General features: G+C 35.0%; 19 protein-coding genes and 1 riboswitch. Of the genes, 3 read left to right on the top strand and 16 right to left on the bottom strand.

The window, feature by feature from the left end; genetic code table 11:
• Window positions 1-753: 753 nt before the first annotated feature.
• On the top strand, window positions 754-933 hold the full coding sequence (locus AN959_RS07145) for a hypothetical protein (protein WP_056829461.1): 180 nt from the start codon (window positions 754-756) through the stop codon (window positions 931-933).
• A 346-nt stretch (window positions 934-1,279) separates the two neighbouring features.
• Here the strand turns inward: AN959_RS07145 and rpsA are convergent, their stop codons facing one another.
• The 7 genes from rpsA to prsW all read right to left on the bottom strand — a co-directional run bounded on the left by rpsA (window position 1,280) and on the right by prsW (window position 7,433).
• Entirely contained in the window at window positions 1,280-2,428 is a 1,149-nt protein-coding gene (rpsA, locus tag AN959_RS07140) for a 30S ribosomal protein S1 (RefSeq protein WP_056829459.1), read from the bottom strand.
• 96 nt (window positions 2,429-2,524) lie between these two features.
• Complete coding sequence (locus AN959_RS07135) at window positions 2,525-3,115, bottom strand: 1-acyl-sn-glycerol-3-phosphate acyltransferase (RefSeq protein ID WP_056829457.1); 591 nt, start codon at window positions 3,113-3,115, stop codon at window positions 2,525-2,527.
• A 1-nt stretch (window position 3,116) separates the two neighbouring features.
• Window positions 3,117-3,791, bottom strand: a complete 675-nt coding sequence (gene cmk / locus AN959_RS07130) for a (d)CMP kinase (RefSeq protein ID WP_053589810.1) — start codon at window positions 3,789-3,791, stop codon at window positions 3,117-3,119.
• Between the two features lie 79 nt (window positions 3,792-3,870).
• Window positions 3,871-4,518, bottom strand: a complete 648-nt coding sequence (locus AN959_RS07125) for a flagellar brake protein (RefSeq protein WP_056829455.1) — start codon at window positions 4,516-4,518, stop codon at window positions 3,871-3,873.
• A 74-nt stretch (window positions 4,519-4,592) separates the two neighbouring features.
• Window positions 4,593-5,873, bottom strand: a complete 1,281-nt coding sequence (locus AN959_RS07120) for a PepSY1/2 domain-containing protein (RefSeq protein ID WP_056829454.1) — start codon at window positions 5,871-5,873, stop codon at window positions 4,593-4,595.
• 9 nt (window positions 5,874-5,882) lie between these two features.
• Window positions 5,883-6,647: a spore cortex-lytic enzyme gene (sleB, locus tag AN959_RS07115; protein WP_056830283.1), complete on the bottom strand. Its 765-nt coding sequence runs from the start codon at window positions 6,645-6,647 to the stop codon at window positions 5,883-5,885.
• 84 nt (window positions 6,648-6,731) lie between these two features.
• Window positions 6,732-7,433 carry a glutamic-type intramembrane protease PrsW gene (prsW, locus tag AN959_RS07110; RefSeq protein ID WP_056829453.1) on the bottom strand — a complete coding sequence of 234 codons (702 nt, stop codon included), beginning with the start codon at window positions 7,431-7,433 and terminating at the stop codon, window positions 6,732-6,734.
• A 78-nt stretch (window positions 7,434-7,511) separates the two neighbouring features.
• Between prsW and AN959_RS07105 the strand changes: the two genes are divergently transcribed.
• On the top strand, window positions 7,512-8,483 hold the full coding sequence (locus AN959_RS07105) for an asparaginase (RefSeq protein WP_056829452.1): 972 nt from the start codon (window positions 7,512-7,514) through the stop codon (window positions 8,481-8,483).
• A gap of 880 nt (window positions 8,484-9,363) precedes the next feature.
• Here AN959_RS07105 and AN959_RS07095 read toward each other — a convergent pair.
• The 6 genes from AN959_RS07095 to AN959_RS07070 all read right to left on the bottom strand — a co-directional run bounded on the left by AN959_RS07095 (window position 9,364) and on the right by AN959_RS07070 (window position 15,059).
• On the bottom strand, window positions 9,364-10,338 hold the full coding sequence (locus AN959_RS07095) for a YpdA family putative bacillithiol disulfide reductase (RefSeq protein ID WP_056829448.1): 975 nt from the start codon (window positions 10,336-10,338) through the stop codon (window positions 9,364-9,366).
• Between the two features lie 17 nt (window positions 10,339-10,355).
• Window positions 10,356-11,141 carry a metallophosphoesterase gene (locus tag AN959_RS07090; RefSeq protein ID WP_056829446.1) on the bottom strand — a complete coding sequence of 262 codons (786 nt, stop codon included), beginning with the start codon at window positions 11,139-11,141 and terminating at the stop codon, window positions 10,356-10,358.
• A 79-nt stretch (window positions 11,142-11,220) separates the two neighbouring features.
• Entirely contained in the window at window positions 11,221-11,850 is a 630-nt protein-coding gene (locus AN959_RS07085) for an HPP family protein (protein WP_056829444.1), read from the bottom strand.
• A 78-nt stretch (window positions 11,851-11,928) separates the two neighbouring features.
• Complete coding sequence (locus tag AN959_RS07080; protein WP_056829443.1) at window positions 11,929-12,537, bottom strand: LysM peptidoglycan-binding domain-containing protein; 609 nt, start codon at window positions 12,535-12,537, stop codon at window positions 11,929-11,931.
• Window positions 12,538-12,616: 79 nt separating this feature from the next.
• Window positions 12,617-14,032, bottom strand: coding sequence for an ATP-dependent DNA helicase RecQ (locus AN959_RS07075; RefSeq protein WP_056829441.1), 1,416 nt, complete (start codon window positions 14,030-14,032; stop codon window positions 12,617-12,619).
• Window positions 14,025-15,059, bottom strand: a complete 1,035-nt coding sequence (locus tag AN959_RS07070) for a helix-turn-helix domain-containing protein (RefSeq protein ID WP_056829439.1) — start codon at window positions 15,057-15,059, stop codon at window positions 14,025-14,027. The genes AN959_RS07075 and AN959_RS07070 overlap by 8 nt, the downstream gene beginning before the upstream one ends.
• A gap of 112 nt (window positions 15,060-15,171) precedes the next feature.
• On the opposite strand from AN959_RS07070, the gene AN959_RS07065 reads away from it, so the two are divergent.
• A complete protein-coding gene (locus tag AN959_RS07065) occupies window positions 15,172-15,420 on the top strand; it encodes a ferredoxin (protein ID WP_053589821.1) in 249 nt (82 codons plus the stop codon).
• 1,024 nt (window positions 15,421-16,444) lie between these two features.
• Here the strand turns inward: AN959_RS07065 and AN959_RS07055 are convergent.
• From AN959_RS07055 to sigX, 3 genes are all read right to left on the bottom strand, one after another.
• A complete protein-coding gene (locus AN959_RS07055) occupies window positions 16,445-17,038 on the bottom strand; it encodes an ECF transporter S component (protein ID WP_056829435.1) in 594 nt (197 codons plus the stop codon).
• 157 nt (window positions 17,039-17,195) lie between these two features.
• Window positions 17,196-17,330: riboswitch (FMN riboswitch) on the bottom strand.
• A 147-nt stretch (window positions 17,331-17,477) separates the two neighbouring features.
• Entirely contained in the window at window positions 17,478-18,743 is a 1,266-nt protein-coding gene (locus AN959_RS07050) for a hypothetical protein (protein WP_056829433.1), read from the bottom strand.
• A complete protein-coding gene (sigX, locus tag AN959_RS07045) occupies window positions 18,736-19,272 on the bottom strand; it encodes an RNA polymerase sigma factor SigX (protein ID WP_053589824.1) in 537 nt (178 codons plus the stop codon). The genes AN959_RS07050 and sigX overlap by 8 nt, the downstream gene beginning before the upstream one ends.
• Window positions 19,273-19,308 lie beyond the last annotated feature (36 nt).

The raw sequence follows: 19,308 nt of genomic DNA, 5'->3' as shown, positions 1-19,308 counted from the left end.
CATTACTATAATTCTATTTCTTANCCCAGAATTATCTGCTACTACTCTTTTCATATATTTCTCCTTTTTCCTTAGAAACTTTTAAATTTTTTTTGAAATAGTTCAAACCATGTCACCTATATATTTTCGTTTCTTTTATTACTTTTATTTCATATCCTCTATCCATTTTGTTAATTTCAACTAGATCACCCACATTCAAAAAAACATCTATCATTTTTTTTGGAATTATTATACACTTCGAATCATCTATTAATTGTGAAAATAATCCAAAAAAAATCATCTCTTTGTCTCAAAACATAATACCTCTTCATAACCGTTCGCATCTTCTTTCCTAGTAATAATATTCTTGCTAAGATTATTTTAAAATATCCGGTATTTCAGTAATTCATATTACCTACCCTACAAGAAATATTATACTAAAAAAATAATTTTGTCTATCCTTTTTGAATATTCAATTTTTACGATAATGTGAACGAACAAAAAAGCGACCTTCACAATTATTATCTGCACCACTTATAAAGTCACTCTTCAGTCCTCCTTTTCTTTATGCTCAAAATATTCTATTTACAAAGTCGCTTGCCTTACTGGTCTGTGTATAAAAATCGCATTTGAGATGAATAATAAGCGCGTTATTAGGGATTATAAAGGAAGAGGGATGACCTATGTGGGATCACATTTTATTAGTATGTAATCAACTCTCCTTTCTTAGGATATTTAGGATATTTAGAAATTTATTTAGGAGGTTCTACACAAATGACAAATAAAAACGTGAATACGAATGCAAGTACTAGTAAGAAAAAGAAAGTTCAAACTACTGATACAGCGTATGGAGATCCTGTAAAAGCCTCTTCACCTACTATAAATAATGATTATAAGCAAGCTACTTCCACAATTGCTGAAAGTACACAGAATGGTAATAGTCGAAAAGATTAAAAAAGGAATAGAAAAAGATCTAGGTCACATCAACACTAATAACGCGTCACTTTCCTTCCTAACTCCCAGTTTAATATCCAGTTTTTAAAGACCTTCATGCAAAAGGTCTTTTTTGTTTTAGGATACATTTTTCGTTTATTGATTTTTCACTATTGAAACTTCCCACCTTCAATGTGAGAAGCAGAGGCGAAGCATTTGGTCTTCTGTTGAAACGGGACTCCCTTTAGTAAATTTGCATGGGATTAGGACACACAAAAGCAGGCGATTTTATAAAATCGCCTGCTCAATTAAATCATATTATGAATAATACCTTCGACTCCCTAAAAACTTTTGGGAACAGTCTTATCTAGTTTTTATTCGTAAAATCCTTTAGTTTATCGCCTAATACATCACTTATAGAAAATCCTTTTGACTCTTCTGGTAATTGATAGTCGTCTAAGTTGTAGTCGTTCTCATTTTCAATAAGATCCTTAATGCTTAAAGATAGACGTTTGTCCTTACTATTAACATCAAGTACTTTCACTTCCACTTCTTCGCCCTCTTTTAGCACTTCATGTGGAGAAGTAACATGCTTATGCGCAATTTGAGAAATATGAACTAGACCCTCGACACCAGGGAATACTTCTACAAACGCACCATATGAAACGATGCGTCTCACCGTACCCGTTAATACAGAACCTTTAGATGCTTTATCTTCAATTTCTGTCCAAGGTCCTGGTAAAGTATCTTTGATAGATAAAGAAATTCTTTCTGAATCTCGATCTACTGATAATACTTTTACTTTTACTTCTTGTCCTTCTTTTAATACATCCGCAACATTATCTAAATGATCATGAGATATTTGAGAGATATGAACAAGACCATCCACACCGCCAATATCAACAAAAGCACCGAAAGATGCAATTCGCTGAACAGTGCCCGAAATTATATCTCCGCTATGAATATTTTCAAGCGTTTTCTGTTTACTTACAGCTTTTTCATCTTCAACAACTGCTTTATGAGAAAGAATAAGCCTATTTTTTTCCTTCTCTAATTCCACAATTTTAAAGGTTAACACTTTACCTTTATAATCCTCAAACGACTCTACGAAATGATCCTCGATTAAAGATGCCGGGATAAACCCTCTCACACCTAAATCAACGACTAAACCGCCTTTTACTACTTCTTTTACTTCTGTTTCAATCACTTCACCTGATTGAAATTGTTTTTCAAGCTGATCCCAAGCTTTTTCTGCATCTACTTTGCGCTTGGAAAGGACAAAATTTGCTTCTTCTACTTTTGTAATCATTAACTCTAATTCTTCACCGATGGAAACGGCGTCGGATGCTTTTTCAATATGCAAGCTCGATAGTTCACTGATTGGAACTATTCCATCAAAAGGTGCACCTTCGATTGTTACGATTGCTGACTTCTCGTCTACTTGCGCAATCGTCGCTTTTACTAGATCTCCCTCTTTAAACTCATGTGAGTCAACTAAGTTCATTTCTTCTGACATATGATTATCCTCCTTCACAACGTCTCTTCTCTATTTTATGCGAACAAGCACAGAAATACAAAAGGAAGCCCTTCTCAAATTGAAAAAAGATTTGATTTATTTCGTTTTTTTATGTTGATCTAGTAGTACCCCAATACTCTCCATTATAACTTCAGTCACTTCATCAGCAGAAGCTTTCCGCTCTCTATAAGGTTGAATATCTATCATATCTCCAAATACAATTTTTAACTTTCTAAATGGTTTATAGGGACCGATAATCGCACAAGGAACTACATTTGCATCTCCTCTAAGCGCAAAAAAACCTGCCCCACTAAAACCTTTTCCTAGCTTTCCATCTTTACTTCTTGTCCCTTCTGGAAACAGACCTACTACTTCTCCATTCTTTAAGAGTTTAATAGCCATACGCAAGGCATCTCTATCACTCATCCCTCTTTTTACTGGAAAAGCATTTACTCCAGGAAGAATATTTTTCAAGATTGGAATATTAAATAATTCTTCCTTCGCCATAAAGTTTACTGGTCTTGGTGCATTAATACCCACTACTGGTGGATCTAAAGCATCAATATGATTTGCACATAATAGAATTCCTCCCTCTTTTGGGAACTTTTCTATTCCGATTACTTCAAAACGGTATATAGGTTTTAAAGCAGCATAAACAACTGTCTTCGCAAAGGAATATAGATTCATATTATGCCATCCTTTCTTTTGCAAGTTTCATAATTTTCTCAGATACTTCTTCAATTGTAAGTGAGGTAGTGTCTATAAAAATTGCATCCTCTGCTTGTACTAAAGGTGAAGCTTCTCGCTCACTATCCAGCTTGTCTCGAAGTTCTATATCATTCATAAGTTCTTCTAGACTGGACTCAATACCTCTTTTATTATTCTCACTAAACCTTCTTTTTGCACGTTCTTCTACACTTGCAGACATGAAAATTTTTAACTCAGCATCAGTTAATACGGATGTACCAATATCTCTACCATCCATTACCACACTTCCGTTTTTCCCCATCTCTACCTGTCTACGCACCATTTCTTTACGTAATTCGGCATGTGCTGCAACTACAGAAACGGATGCTGTAACTTCTTTTGAGCGAATCTCCTCTGTTACCTCTTGATTATCTAGAAATACTTGCTGTCCTTTAGGAGAAGGCTTTAACTCAATCGATGTTTGTTTAAGTAAGCTAGTTAATTTATCTTCATCTTGCAAATCTATGTTTGATTGAATGGCTTTATACGTTATTGCACGATACATTGCTCCTGTATCTACATATGTATATCCAAGTAATTCTGCAGTCTTTTTAGCAATAGTACTTTTCCCTGCCGCTGCAGGACCATCTATTGCTATTTGTATTTGTTTTGTCATATTGTAGCCTCCACTCTATTCAAGTATATTTTAGCATAAATTCGTACGTAAAAAAAAAGCCTGTATAAACAGACTTTTTTCAGCTCATTTCTCTTTTTCTTAATGATAATTGGCGCTCAAAACAAAAGCGAACTATTTGCTGTTTATCTAAGTCATCTGTATCAGTAAATTGAAGAGAGGCTATATGTTGCTGCCCTCTTTCCCATATTCGAACAACTGCTGCAGTTGTAGTAACATATTTAATGTCACCATTATTAAAAGCAAGAGGAATAAGTAAAGAAATTTCGTCCCCTTCTTTAAACCTAACTTCCCGATTGAGTATAACAGCTGTTCCTCCTGCACTAAGATCATCCGTAACAAATTGGTATTTTTCATCTTCAAATTGTATGGAGATATCTAAAGCAGTAGTAACTCGAACAAAATCTCTTCTTTGAATTTTTATTATTTCCGAGTCACCTGGATAAAGAAGCTTTATCATCGGTATTTGCCCATTTCTCTTACCCAATACTTCTGTTTGAAAAGCAAACGCGGATTTAGATTCCTCTACATAAGAAGCACGAAGTTGAGCACCATCAATGAAAAAAGCGGTTCTATTCGTATTTGTATCTATTGGATAGTCAACATAAATAAATTGTTCATCTAAGTCAACCACTTTACATCGATATTTCTCTGCTTTTTCTGTAAACGTAGGCTCTAGTATTAAATTAGTCCCAAGTTTAATTTTCATACTTTTATCCCTCTTTAAGTGTCATAATAGTTCTATTATGACACTTAAAAGTACATTTTTCTATAAAAAAATGTTTAAGGGAGTTTTTCTGCGTGCAATATCTCATGATTTTCTGTATCGATATAAATTCTATATGTGCCAATAGAATCATTTTTTGTTAAAACTTCAAAAGCTAGTCTTTGTTGTAATTCTTTATTTTCAACATAAGCTAAACGTTCCTCTTCCACTGAAAAATCACTTGAGAACATCTCTTTATAGTTCAGCGGCTTCACTTCTTGAGGAGCAATTTTTTCTTTTTGAATATATTCCATTGCGTTTAACCCAAGTAATTCGCCATTATCTTTTGCAACCTTTAGTTGAATTCCATCTGCATAAATTAATGCGTCATTCTCCGAATCCTTTCTAGCAAATGATAAATGCCAAGCTATATTGTTCTCACGGTACTCCACCATTTCGGTATCCGCATAGTCAAAAGCTTTCATATAGGTTGAAGCTTTTTCTTTTAATTGTTCAACGGATATTGCTGTTTGATCAAAGGGTCTCTCCATTAAGTAAGATAATAAATGACCACCCTTTTTAGTGAAGTCAGCATATCCAATACGAATTCCCTTATGGAACTGAATATGGTAAAAAGGATATGGTGCATCTTTGGAACTCTCCGTAATATGAATTGTAGCATCTTTAAATTCTGGGAATAACTTAATAAATTTTTGTTTCATTTGTTCAGCAGTAACTTCTGAATCCTCTATATGTTTAAGATCCTTCTTTTTCTGTTGATCCGTCTCACTAGCCGTCATTGGAAAATCACTTTCCGTGTAGGTTTTCACTGAATTCCCAAGTGACTTCCAATTCTTTTCACTACTTTTATTTACTTTATTATTCACAAACGAATTGACTATATAATCTTTCGATCCGTCCTCTCTGTTTGTAAAAGCCCATTGTTCAGAAAGGGAACGTAAATTATCACGTGCATTTGACATATTTTTTTGCCAATCTTCAATTGGTACTTTTCCCTCTTTTACGAGTGAAGCACCATTTCCGATACGATTTAAATAATTCATCCATGCAGTAGAAGTCTCACTATCGATTGGTAATGCTGAAATTGATGCACGAACATCTGAAGATAGCCTCCATACATCGTCCAATGGTTGTTCTAGTGCTTCTTTGTCTTGAAATAGTAGAGTTTGATCAATTGAGTCACTTAGTTTTACTAATTTTTCTGAAGCAGATGTTAATTGATTGGAATACTGAATAGCCAGCGCATTTTCTAACCGGTTATTCTTTGCTTGAACTGAAAAATGATAGACAAGGAATATGACAGCGACAGATGCAATTATCCATATATACTTTTTCATTTTATCTCCTTATGAACAAAAAATATGCTGTCCGATTTTTTTAATTTGAGGTCTTGACCAAATCCACTCACTTGTAGCTGTATCAGGGTTAAAGTAATAAATAGCATTTTCAGTAGGATCCCAACCATTTAATGCGTCTAAAACTGCTTCTTTTGCTCGTTCGTTTGGCTCTAGCCAAATTTGACCATCAGCAACTGCAGTAAAGGCTAGTGGCTGAAAAATTACTTCTGATACTGTATTTGGAAAATCTGGATGCTCCACTCGGTTTAATATAACTGCTGCAACCGCAACTTGCCCTTCGTATGGCTCTCCTCTTGCTTCTCCATAAACGGCATTCGCAATCAACTTTAACTCTTTTTCAGAGTATTTTGGGGGAAGCTGCATATTCGTGCTTTCTGCTTTTTTGTTTTTGACCTGCTTATCTAGATCCGTTCCACCATAATAAGTAAAACTGTTGCCTTTATTAAGTTGACCATGCACATATTGTTTATCGTACTTAGATGCATTTACTAGTTTCTTTTTAGTGCCTTCCCCTAGAATCCCATCAATAGGAAGTCCATATTTCTCTTGAAAATTTCTTAATGCCCAATACGTGCTATAGCCAAATTTACCGTCTATTTGACTTGTATAAAATCCAATGTATTGAAGTCTTGCTTGTAATTCAATTACATCGTCACCAAAAGCACCCCGTTCTAACACCTGGGTGGAAAATGCCTGAGTTGATTGTTCCTGTTCTATAAATGCATAGCTTCCAGAAATAAAGACCAAGCTAATTAGGATGTATTTTATCTGTTTCAAATGACATCTCTCCTTTATAACTAGCTTGGGTAAGAAATCGATAAATATACAAAAAAAAATCTAGCTACGGCTAGATTCTTCTTTCAAAAAATATTCATGATGTTCAAACCTTTTATGACGTGAAAGTATATGTGCTTTTTTTACTTTGGATAAACCGAATACCCATAAAAACAACATAAATGGAACCATTAATAGCAAATTTACATCCTTGATGATTAAAATACTATTATAAGTAGCATGTAAAAAGAAGGTTGCTAAAAGAGCATAAGCAATTTCATATTTCACTTTTTTCGTCACTGTGAATTTCGCTCTTCCTATGTAATATCCCATCACTACGCCAAATAATGCATGACTTGAAACCGGTAGTAAGGCACGTAAAAATGCTTGATTCATCCCAAAATTCAATAAAAACAGTATGTTTTCAACTGTAGCGAATCCAAGAGAAACACTTGCCCCATACAAAATACCGTCATAAGGATCATCAAACTCAACATGTTTATAAATAGCAATTATAAGAATCAACCATTTAAAAAATTCTTCTAGTGCACTTGTTACTAATACTTGGTGGATAAATATAGATGAAAACACATCTTCTTGTTGAATTACATGTTGTATGAATAAAATAGGAAAAGTTAATATAGCACCGTAAATAAATGTATGTAACAATAACCTAGAAGGTTCTTTTGCAATTTCCTTACGTAGGTAAAAATAACTTAAAAGTGCAAGAGCCGGAGCTATTGCAACGGAAAGCAGTATAAACATATCCTTACTCCTTCCATATAACTATATCTATTATACATTATAATTTTGCTAATTTGTAAAAATAACGGAGGTGTTTCTATGAAAAATATATTATTAATCCACACAGGCGGTACTATTTCTATGCAAATTCAGGCAGAAACAGGAGCTGTCATCCCTATAGAAAATAATCCTATTTCGATGGAAGGAGAAAAATTAAAAGAATATGCAAATATTAAAGAAATTGAAGCTTTTAATTTGCCATCTCCACATATTACTCCAAAAGAAATGCTTTTGTTAAAACAAATAATAGACGAGTCTATTCAAAAGGACCATATAGAAGGAGTAGTCATAACTCACGGAACGGACACTTTAGAGGAAACAGCTTATTTTTTAGACTTAACCGTGGATACTACTATTCCAATTGTACTAACTGGTGCGATGCGTTCTTCTAATGAAGTAGGATCAGATGGATTATATAATCTATTATCTGCTGTAAAAGTTGCAAGTTCTGATGATGCAAAAGGCAAAGGGGTGTTAGTTGTATTAAATGATGAAATACACACAGCCGAAAATGTTACAAAAACTCATGCCAGTAATGTAAGTACTTTTCAAAGTCCTCAGTATGGACCGATAGGTTTTATATCTAAGTCTATAGTACATTTTCACCACTCACCAAATCATCGAGCAGTGTTTCCTATTCAAAGTATCGCGAAAAGAGTCGCTCTCTTCAAAGTGTATGCGGGAATGGAACCAGATCTGTTAGCTTCATGTGTTGAATTAGGGTATGACGGAATTGTATTAGAAGGATTAGGTCAGGGAAATGTACCCCCAAGTCTTCTACCAATTATCGAGGAAAGTATTAAAAAGGATATTCAGATTGTACTCGTTTCTAGATGTTTTAATGGTATTGCGCAAGATGTGTACGGATATGATGGTGGAGGAAAAAGCTTAAAAAATGCTGGTGTTATATTTGCTCCAGGATTAAATGGGCAAAAAGCAAGGCTAGCACTTCTAATAGCACTAAACCATCCAAATAAAACAAAAGCTATGGAAAATATTTTCTCTATATAAATTAAGAATAAATCGAACAGTGTTAGACTGTAGGCAAACGCAAAGAGTTTGCCTACGGTCTTTTACTTTAACAATAAATGCGAATAAATTAAATTGTTTATTTCTACCTAACTGGAGGGCACTGAAAAAGTCCATAGAATTTAATTTTATTAATAATGTAGTCCGATAAATAAGAAAATCGTAGAAACGGCTCCCTTTCCGCGGGCGTTGCCTTAGCCTCCTAGGCCAACATGATGTTGGTCATGCAATCGTTGCCGCAAAAGTTCTTTTGCGACGAGCTTTGCGCAGGAGCAGGATGCGGCGAACTTAGATTGCCTTCCCCTCAACTACGGGGTCTTCGGCTAACGCTATTCCCGCAGGAGTGTCGCCTTTTTCAACGATTTTCTATAAAGACTAGTTGAAAAAATGTAAGTGATAAAAACTATTAATGGCATGATGATTTCCTAATTGAAAAGCGGATAATAGTTAATTGTAGTGAAGGCGGCTACTCCAGCCGGAATAGCAAATGTTTTCTGCACCGAAAGCGAAGCGGCAGGTGCATGAGGTGAAGACCCTGGACTGAGCGTAGTGAAATTNGTGAAATTAATTTTTGCGACGAGCTTGCGCAGGAGCATTGTTTTTTGCGACGAGCTTTGCGCAGGAGCAAGGGAAGCGGCTGAAGCCATGCCGGCGGAACGCGTCCGCCTGGAACGGAAATTAATGGGTCCAAAATAAAAATCGAGTCTCCTGCGGGGTCTTATCTGGACACGCTGTTCCCGCTAGAGTCGCGCCATTCGTTTCAATCAACCGAATTCTATAATGAACAATATATTCTACACTTACTTGTTCTAACTAATAGTCCGATGACGAAAGATCAATTCAATGAAGAAGGAAGTATCCATTAATTACCTATTCTTTTTCGTTCTATTTCCTTTGCAATCAGATTACCATGAAAACGCCCGTTTTCAATAAATATTTCATTTGCATTATTTCCTGCAGCAATCACCCCTGCAATAAAAATGCCTTCAATATTCGTTTCCATTGTATCCACATTAAATGTAGGTCTACCCGACTCCTGATCAATAATAACTCCCATTTTAGTTAAAAAATTATGATCTGGATGATAACCTGTCATCGCAAATACAAAGTCGTTCTCAACTTTGAAATCACCATCTGGTCCATTTAAATACACAAACTGTTCGTCCACTTCTAACACTGAGGTATCAAAATGCATAATTATTTCTTTATTGCGGACAAGTCCCTCAAATTCAGGTAAAATCCAAGGTTTAATGCTTGGAGAATAATTACTACCGCGATACACAACAGTTACATTTGCACCTGCTTTATTTAACACTAAAGCAGCATCAATTGCGGAGTTTTTGCCTCCTATTACTAAAACATTTTGGGCAAAATAAGGATGACCTTCTTTAAAATAATGTAGAACCTTGGGTAATTCTTCTCCAGGTATCCCCATATAGTTAGGTTGGTCGTAATAACCTGTTGCAATGATTACATTCGAAGCATGATAAATTGCTTTTGAAGTTGTCACTAGAAAATGTTTATCTTTTTTTTCTACACTTTGTACAAACTCGTACTTTTTAACTTGTATGTTTTTTAACTTAACTACTTCTCTATAATAGACTAACGCTTGATTTCTCTTTGGCTTTCTTTCTTCGACAATGAAAGGTATATCGCCTATCGATAGTTTCTCACTTGTACTAAAAAAAGTTTGGTGAGTAGGATAATTATATATTGCTTCCACGATATTTCCTTTTTCTATAACTACGCAATTTAAACCAATTTCCTGAGCAGCGATTGCTGCTGCAAGTCCGCATGGTCCTCCACCAACAATGAGTACGTCTATGTTTTGATCCACACTTATAACTTCCTTCCTTAATTCTTCAAGTTATTTCCTTTTTGTTTTCCAAATAATGTGATGAGATGGCACTCTGATTTAGCCCCTAACCTTAGATGAATCCCTGTAGTACCAAAGCCATTACTTACAAGTTCCGCGCTTTTCTCTTTCACCCGAAACGTTCCTTTTTCATAAATTCCAATAGGGCCCAAACGAATTTGCCCGCCATGAAGATGTCCGGCCATTAACAAATGTGGTTTAGCCACTTTTTTGGCATTGTTGAAAAATGCTGGTGCATGGCATACAAATACAACTACTTCATTTTCTGATACTTCTTGAAAAGCATCATATATTCTAACCCTTCCACTAAAACCATCATTTATTCCAACTAAACGAATGACAGAATGGTTATTATGTATTGCCAGAGATGTATTATTTAAAATCATTACATCATTTTTTTCTAATATAGAGTTCAGATGCTCCTCACCTATTTCACGATCGTTGTTTCCATAAACGTAATAAACAGGTCCAAGTTTACTTAAATCAACTATATTATTTTCAGTTCTCTCCAGGGGTACACCTTTTTCAGTTAAATCCCCCCCAATCACTACTATATCTACCTCACCTACTAGAGAATGAATCAGTTTTTCGGGTATTTGTCTACGATGAATATCGGAGATGAAAAATATATTAAATTGCTCCCCATCTTTCATTTCCTCGATTTGTAATGAATGTTTTATAACATTTGTCTGAAACGCCAAAAATCTCATATAAAACATCAACGTTGCACTAAAAATGATGAAAAGTATAATGATATAAGTCAATTATATCCCCCTATCTAAACATAGAAAAGGACAGGGAATTCCCCTGTCCAGCGCCGTACAAATATTGTAGAGATTATTATCAATCTTTATCGATGTGTAATACTCGAAATCCTGACTTTTCAAGGTCTGCAATAATTCGATCTACTTTTTGATCGTTATCAATTTTAAGTACGATTCTACGGGCTAGTTTATCCGTTTCATCAAAAGTAACTAATGAAATTACAGGTGTATGATATTTGTGTAGAATATCCGAAACCTTAAGTATCCGACCTTCGGATTCAACTGAGGCAAAAGTAATTCTAGTGCCTTTTCTATTCATACCAAATGCGCTTTGGAACTGGTTAATTGTATCATATCGTGTCACAATTCCTAGAAACTTTCCTTCATCTAATACCGCGATAATTGGAAAGTCGTACAGTTTTACAAAAGTACTTTCAAATACATCTTCTAATTCTACGAATGTATCTTCTCTTGTAACAACGTCCATAACAGTCGTCTTCTTTAAAAATGTTTCTCGATCCAAGTCACTATAGTAAAAGGCCTTATATAAAAGATATTTATTAAACATACCTCTATATATACCATTTTCGAGTATAGGAAGTGCATCAATTTCTTTTTCATCAAGCTGCTGCAAAGCTTCTAGCAGTGACGTATTTGGTTGAACAGTCAAACATTTTTCTTTAGGGATCATCACACTTTTTACAAACATTTAAAGTACACCTCTTCCAAACGGGATATTCTTTATATATTCTTCAAAAGTACAAAATATCCTTCTTTACAAGTTATTCTAAGGCAATATCAGTTTCTGTCCAGCTGAAATACTATTCGATGTTAATCCATTTGCAGCTTTTATTTTTTCAACTGCATTTGGATCCTTATAATAGTTTACTGCTATTCGATACAGTGTTTCATCTGCTTTTACAATATGCGTTCTTTGTTCGGTTTCGACTTTTTGTTCTTCTTCTTTTGGTTCTGTTTTCACTTCTGGTTTTACTTCTGGTTTCACTTCAGGAGTCGCTTGTTCAGTTGTCTCCTCTTTTGGGCTTGAAGGTTCATTCTCATCTTCTGCTTCTTGCGAATTTTCTTCCATACTTTCTTCTTTCTCTTCCTGCTCCGTGCCATTTGATATTGGTTTTGTTTCCACTTGAATGACACCTTGACTAGAAGCCTCTTCCACTTTATCTGGAGTGTAGAAAAAATGTACATATAGGAAAATGCACACAGGTATTAAGATAAAGATAAAAAACAAAGAAGGTAACAGAAGGTTTTTAGATTTTTTTTTAGGCTTTTTAGTATAGCTAGATCTTCTCGTTCTTCTTGATTCCGTTATATTATCTTCTAGGCCAATAGATTGTCTATGCTCATCAATCTTTTTTTGATAATCGTCTTGATTCATATTGTTCAAACTCCATTCATTCCTTCTTTACTAACTCTATTATGACGAATTTTGTTGAAAAAGTAAACTTCACAATGTTTTAAGGACGGAGCAACTCATTAATTCTATTGAACCAGTTTAGTTCTATTTCTTCTCCATTTTGCTTTTCACGTTTTGTAAGTAATAGCTGGAGATCAAGTGAACAATTTGAACAACAATTCATTGGCCTAGTGATCAGTTGTTCATCAAAAGAATATAAAATCTGTTCCCTTATACACCGTTCACTTTGGAATAAATTAAATAACTTTTGAATTTCTAGCCATTTTCTCTGTTTTATGTCATGAAATAAAGCAATAGTCTCTTGTTCAGATAAGATTTCCTTCCAATAATTCAATATACGTAACATAGTCTCCGAAAGAATAATCTGATTATCTTCTGATTGAAAAGCAGCATGAATATCCGTTTCATCCGGAAAATCCTTCATTGCAACATAAAAAGACTGTTCTACATCCGAATTAGTGTAAATAAGTGAAGCAATCGACTGATTTCCATCTCTTGCTGCTCTTCCCACTTCTTGCATATAACTAGCAATAGAAGTTGGGATATGGTCATGTATAATTTGTCGAATATTGTTTTTATGAATACCCATACCAAATGCATTTGTTGCACAAATCCAATCTAAATCTCCATGCTGAAATTGTTGTTGGACTAATACACGATCATCTTGTTCCATTTTAGCATGATAAAATGCAACTTTTACTCCTCTTTCCTCTAATTCACTAGCATAAAATTCTGCTTTTTTACGAGATTGAGTATATAAAATTCCTGGACCATTAGTAGCGGTTATACGACCTACAATCCAAGCTTCTTTTTCCTTTTGATCGTCTACTTTTTGTACTTCATAAGCAATTGTAGGTCGATCTAATGAATGAATATACTCAAATGGAGCTTTCATATGTAAGGTCCCTTTTATATCTTTAACTACTTTTTTGGTGGCAGTTGCTGTTAAAGCAAGTACATTCGCTTTTGGAAATGCATCTAACCATTTCGAGATTCTCAGATAATCAGGACGAAAATCATACCCCCACTGTGAAATACAATGTGCTTCATCTGCTACTATATATGCTATGGAAATAGCGGATAAGGCATTATTAAAACGTTTATTTTGAAGCATTTCTGGTGAAGTAAAGATAAACTTATAGGAAGCTAAATTTCTCATAACCATTTCTTTTTGTTCGTAAGTTAGAAAAGAGTTTATTGCAACTACTCTTTTTTCACCGATTATCTTTAATTGTTCTACTTGATCTTGCATTAACGATACTAATGGAGAAACAATTACAACAGTACCCTTTATAAAATAAGCGGGCAATTGATATAATAATGATTTTCCCATACCAGTTGGCAGTATTGCGACTACATCTTTTCCTTCTATGACCTGTTCAATTATTTCTTTTTGTCCTTCTCGAAAAGAACTATATCCAAATTTCTGATGAAGAATTTCTGTCAGCTTATCCATTAGCCCCTTCTCCTTTTGCAAGTGCAATTCTAATTTGAAAATAGCTTAAATGAGGAACATGCTCTCGAATAGCTTTTAACTTTTTTGTTTGTAATCTATTAGAAATCTTTAATACTTTATCAACTTGTTCATTGGATATATAAGAGTAAATAGGAAAGTATTGTATAGCTGATACGATTTCAATAATATGATCTTCAATCGTATTAAATTTTAAAAAGCGTATTGCCGCTATATCCTCCAGGGTATGGCCTTTTTGAATTAATTGATACGTCTTCATTGCAGATTCAGTCAAAGGAGTTTGAACCTCTACATTTTTTGTGAGAGGTAATAAGTCTGGAAACTTTTCATTATGGATAATCGATAGTGCAATATGTAAACTCTCAATGAATAACAGTTTTATATCCAAAAGTGGTTGATTGTAATACCGAGCTAATTGCTCCCATGTCAACCCACTCCTTCCATAACCACTTAGACGATAGACAAATATTTCTCTATGAATATTCTCAAATTTTGTGTTCTCAAGTAGCTGCAGAAATTGTTTCCTAAAGTTTGTATAAAATTCTGCACTTTTATAATCCCTGCTAAATAGATATCCTTTAACAAAATGATGTATATCTGGATTCTTTTGATTTGGAACATAACGGTGCACATTGGCTTCAAAATGAGATAACGTTTGAATAACCAAAGCAATTCTGCTCCAAAACATCTGCTCATTTCCTCTATATAACCATCCATTAAATTGAGGATCTCTCATTGAATTCATGTGCATTGTGCCTTTTTCTGTAAGATTAATAATTGACTCGTCTTCTTCAATATACCCCTCTTTTAAAAGTGTCAAAATTTCGCCATTATATTCATCTAGTGATAATTTAGGATAAAGTGAAAAAAAAGGATGAAGTTTAAAATAAGTAACATCCTGTATCGTCTGGCCAGATTTTTTACCTTTTAATAAGTAAAATGGAGCTGTAGAAGACCGTTCTCCGTGAAACTTATGTATGATTAATAATAATAATTGATGAAAGTACACTGTAAATACCTCACGTTTTTTAATGTATTTTTGTTGAAATGTCACGTAAACAGCTTTAGAATGAATAGGATAGCTATTCCGTGTAAGCAGATATAAAGGAGAGAATATATTTATGGCTAAATATACAATTGTAGATAAAGATACATGTATCGCTTGTGGCGCATGTGGCGCAGCAGCACCTGATATATACGATTACGATGATGAAGGCATTGCATACGTTATTCTAGATGATAACATGGGGACAGTAGAAGTTCCAGACGAACTACTAGAAGATATGGAAGATGCTTTTGAAGGATGCCCTACAGATTCAATTAAAGTGGCAGATGAGTCATTTGAAGGCGATGCTTTGAAATTTGAATAGATGAATAATACAAACTGCCTAGATTTTTCAGGCAGTTTTTTTATAAGAAAAACATTTTAAAAGGCTTATCTAAAAGAAGCATTTTCTAAATAATAGAGGAATGTCCTTTCAGACTGGTAGACAAACTCGAATTTATTTTTACATAGAATATACAATTTACCCAAAGTTTTCCACAAAATGTAGAGAACTTAGATTGCCTTACATTTGACGAGGCGCACTTAGCCTTCCTTACGCAGAGGGCACTGAAAAAGTCTATAGAATTTGACTTTACTAAATAATGTCGTCCGATAAATAAAAAAAATCGTTGAAACGGCTCCCTTTCCGCGGGCGTTGCCTTAGCCTCCTAGGCCAACACGATGTTGGTCATGCAATCGTTGCCGCAAAAGTTCTTTTGCGACGAGCTTTGCGCAGGAGCAGGATGCGGCGAACTTAGATTGCCTTCCCCTCAACTGCGGGGTCTTCGGCTAACGCTTTTCCCGCAGGAGTGTCGCCTTTTTCAACGATTTTCTTTATATACTGATTGAAAAAATTTAAGTGATTAATACTTGCTCTATTAATGGCATGATGGATTTCTAATTGGAACGCGGATAATAGTTGATTGAAGTGAAAGGCGGCGACTCTAGCCGGAAAAGCATGAGGTGAAGACCCTGGACTGAGCGGAGCGAGGGAAGCAGCTGAAGCCATGCCGGTGGAACGCGTCCGCCTGGAACGGAAATTAATGTGGCCAACATAAAAATCGAGTATGTGAACAACTTGTCGTTCACATAGATCAGTGAGGACTTTCTCAGTGCCCTTGCTCGACTCCTGTAGTGTCGCCTTTCTCGCTTTCCCGAAGGATTCGAGCGGACGCTTCCCAAACCTACAAAAAAATACCTTATTATTTTTTATATACTCAGGAAGAATAATCCTGAGTTAATAGAAAAGCAGGACAAAAAATCAAAATAATGAACGAGACCAATTAGCAAACTTCCTTTTGTCTAAAACCAGAAAGGACGTTTCTCTAAGATAGAGAAACGTCCTTTAATTAATTTGTATCCGGAACTCGAAACGAATTTGTTACTCGGTCGAGCATTGGTTTCATTCGCTTAAATAAAACAATCATAACGATTGTAACTAATAGTCCTTTTATCAAATTGAACGGTAGGATACCGAAAATAATAGAATTGAACAAAGCTGTACCAGTCTCCATAGGGAAGTTTAAGAAGTACGTATACATTGGTAAAAATACAAAGTAATTTAAAACACTCATACCTATTGCCATGGAAATCGTTCCAGAAGCTAAACCGTACATGATCCCTTTAGATGATGATGCTTTGCGATAAATTAAATAAACAGGTGCTATAAATAGAATACTAGTTACAAAATTCGCCATATGTCCTACTGGTACACCAGTTGGACTTCCAGCAAACAACCAATCTAATACGTTTTTCAAAAACGCTACGACAATACCTGCAATTGGCCCCATCGTAATAGCCGCAATTAGTGCTGGAATATCACTAAAATCCACTTTTAAATAAGCTGGTAGTACCGGTAACGGAAATGCAAGTAGCATCAATACAAAGGAAATACTACTCAACATTGCGATAGCAATAAGCTTTCGCGTCTTACTTTTTGTCATTATTCCTCTCTCCTTTTGCGATTCACTCCACAAGAAGAAAGGTTCAGTACGAAATTGTAACTCAAAAATCCCTTAAGCTATTAAAGAGCTCAAGGGAGAAACAAGGCACACTTAAAAAAAGCGTATCCGTATTAGAGTATACGAAAAACGACTGTACCTTCACCTTCTCCCATCCAGACTATACTGTCGGCTTTGGAATCTAACCAAATCCTGCCAATTACGGCTCGCGGGCTCAAGAAATAAATCTTCTAATACCGCCGATCGGGAATTTCACCCTGCCCCGAAGATGAATCAATATTTTATTATTCTTCAAGAATAATATCTTGAATTAATAATATATTAACAAAAACACAACCTTTATGCAATATAATTGCTTCAAAATTTTATGATATAAAAAATGCCAGGCTTTGAATAAATCAAAGCTTGGCATTCCAAATTCTTATTGGACGCTCATTATAAAACCATTTGGTCCAAGTGGAGTAGGAAGGGTATTTTCGAAATTAAATATTTCCCACTGCTCCTGTACTACATTTTCTAATTTCACTTCAGTTCCAAAGCTTGCTGCGGTCAATGCGAATGCTTCAATTAATCTTGTAGCCTCATTTGGCTCCATCGATTCTAAATCCAATGGTTCGTTAAATTTGATAACAGCTATTCCTTCTCGATCTTCATATGAGTAAGTAATATTCGATGGGATTACAGAAGTGTATATGTCGTTATCTACGTTTTTCATTTCGCTAAATGCTTCAGCAATCGTTTCATAAGAAGCAGAAAAGTTAGGAGTTAAATATATATTTCCATTTTGGGCACGGTAATTGTAGTAATTATGTTGACCTTTCGACCCTTCTAATTTACTCGGCTCAGCTAATATGCCTACTTGATCCCATTCAAGTGGAGAGCCGTCCTCATTTAAAAGAGCGATTGAATCAAAATCCGTAAAAATTTCATTTAGAGAGCTCCAATACGGTACCGATGTTCCAGACGCTGTGTCATAACCATGTTCATTAGGGAGATAATGCTTTAGTAATTGATTATCCGCAACAAAATACCCTTTATAAGGATGATACTCTGTAAATCCGAGCGACTCTTCATTAATCAAACTTGCATAACGTTCATACAACTGTAAACTATTTGGTTTCATATCTGGAAAATCGGCTTCCACTTGCTCTTTTGGAATAATAATTGTGACAGGTACAGTTAATGCATTTTCATTGAATGAAAAATGAAACACAGTACCTCCATTTAAATCACCTTCATAGACAGCATATCTTTTATCTATTGGTTTTAATACTATATTTGATTCCATTATACTTGTCATTTTTGACATATCGTCCGATGATTCAGTTTTACTTTCTTCACTTGTTATAGCAGCATTCTCTGTAACATCCATGGACTGCGTACTTTCTTCTTCACTGCTCTCCTGTTCCATTTTTTCGCTAGTGCTGTACTGCTTCATTGAATTATTATTATTCAGATAGGAAGAAACTAAAAAAGTGAGAAGAAATACTGAAGCAATAGAAATAGCTAAAGGTAACCATTTGGATTGAATCCTACGTGAAGAATATTTAGTTGATTCTTTTTCGTGACCTAATACCTCTTGTTTTACCCGATTATACACATCTTCTTTGGAACGATGATCTGTAAACTTGGGCATTTGGTTCAGTAATTCATCTAGTGTCTCATCATCTTTTTTCCAATCACTCATGATGAACCTTACCCTCCTTCTTTGTTACAGATAATCGTTCACGCAATGACTTTATAGCTCGGTGTTGTGTTGTTTTCACTTTTCCTTCTGACCAGTTAAGTATTTGTGCTGTTTCAGCAATAGATAGCTGCTGAAAATAACGCATTATGATAACCATTTTTTGATCGCCAGTGCAATCATCTAGAGCAGTTAATAGAGATTTCATTTCGTCATTCAATTGAACTAAATCTTCTGGAAGCATATCAGACGATGCAAGCTGCATCGTTTCCCAATTAAAGGATTCGAACAACCTTTTTTTTCTCACTGATTGCTTTCTAAAATGGTCGATTGCTACATTTTTAGCAATAGAAAATAGCCATGTCTTCTCAGAACTTTTCCCCTCGAATCGGCTATAAGCCCTTAAAACGCGAACATACACTTCTTGGACCAAGTCTTCCGCAGTCTGTCTATTTTTAACCAAATAGATCAGAAACTGAAAAACGTCTTGATGATAATTATCATACAAGCGATGGAAAACGGAGTCATTCATAAGCTCCCCCCGTTCTTACAATTAGTCGTTCATGAA

The organism is Psychrobacillus sp. FJAT-21963 (assembly GCF_001420585.1).
Classification (GTDB): domain Bacteria; phylum Bacillota; class Bacilli; order Bacillales_A; family Planococcaceae; genus Psychrobacillus.
This window is presented reverse-complemented; position numbering and strand designations above follow the sequence as displayed.

Bases quoted from the DNA above. Each gene is read 5' to 3' on its own strand.
- AN959_RS07145 (WP_056829461.1), top strand. From the start codon at position 754: ATGACAAATAAAAACGTGAATACGAATGCAAGTACTAGTAAGAAAAAG.
- rpsA (WP_056829459.1), bottom strand. From the start codon at position 2,428: ATGTCAGAAGAAATGAACTTAGTTGACTCACATGAGTTTAAAGAGGGA.
- AN959_RS07135 (WP_056829457.1), bottom strand. From the start codon at position 3,115: ATGAATCTATATTCCTTTGCGAAGACAGTTGTTTATGCTGCTTTAAAA.
- cmk (WP_053589810.1), bottom strand. From the start codon at position 3,791: ATGACAAAACAAATACAAATAGCAATAGATGGTCCTGCAGCGGCAGGG.
- AN959_RS07125 (WP_056829455.1), bottom strand. From the start codon at position 4,518: ATGAAAATTAAACTTGGGACTAATTTAATACTAGAGCCTACGTTTACA.
- AN959_RS07120 (WP_056829454.1), bottom strand. From the start codon at position 5,873: ATGAAAAAGTATATATGGATAATTGCATCTGTCGCTGTCATATTCCTT.
- prsW (WP_056829453.1), bottom strand. From the start codon at position 7,433: ATGTTTATACTGCTTTCCGTTGCAATAGCTCCGGCTCTTGCACTTTTA.
- AN959_RS07105 (WP_056829452.1), top strand. From the start codon at position 7,512: ATGAAAAATATATTATTAATCCACACAGGCGGTACTATTTCTATGCAA.
- AN959_RS07085 (WP_056829444.1), bottom strand. From the start codon at position 11,850: ATGTTTGTAAAAAGTGTGATGATCCCTAAAGAAAAATGTTTGACTGTT.
- AN959_RS07080 (WP_056829443.1), bottom strand. From the start codon at position 12,537: ATGAATCAAGACGATTATCAAAAAAAGATTGATGAGCATAGACAATCT.
- AN959_RS07075 (WP_056829441.1), bottom strand. From the start codon at position 14,032: ATGGATAAGCTGACAGAAATTCTTCATCAGAAATTTGGATATAGTTCT.
- AN959_RS07065 (WP_053589821.1), top strand. From the start codon at position 15,172: ATGGCTAAATATACAATTGTAGATAAAGATACATGTATCGCTTGTGGC.
- AN959_RS07055 (WP_056829435.1), bottom strand. From the start codon at position 17,038: ATGACAAAAAGTAAGACGCGAAAGCTTATTGCTATCGCAATGTTGAGT.
- AN959_RS07050 (WP_056829433.1), bottom strand. From the start codon at position 18,743: ATGAGTGATTGGAAAAAAGATGATGAGACACTAGATGAATTACTGAAC.
- sigX (WP_053589824.1), bottom strand. From the start codon at position 19,272: ATGAATGACTCCGTTTTCCATCGCTTGTATGATAATTATCATCAAGAC.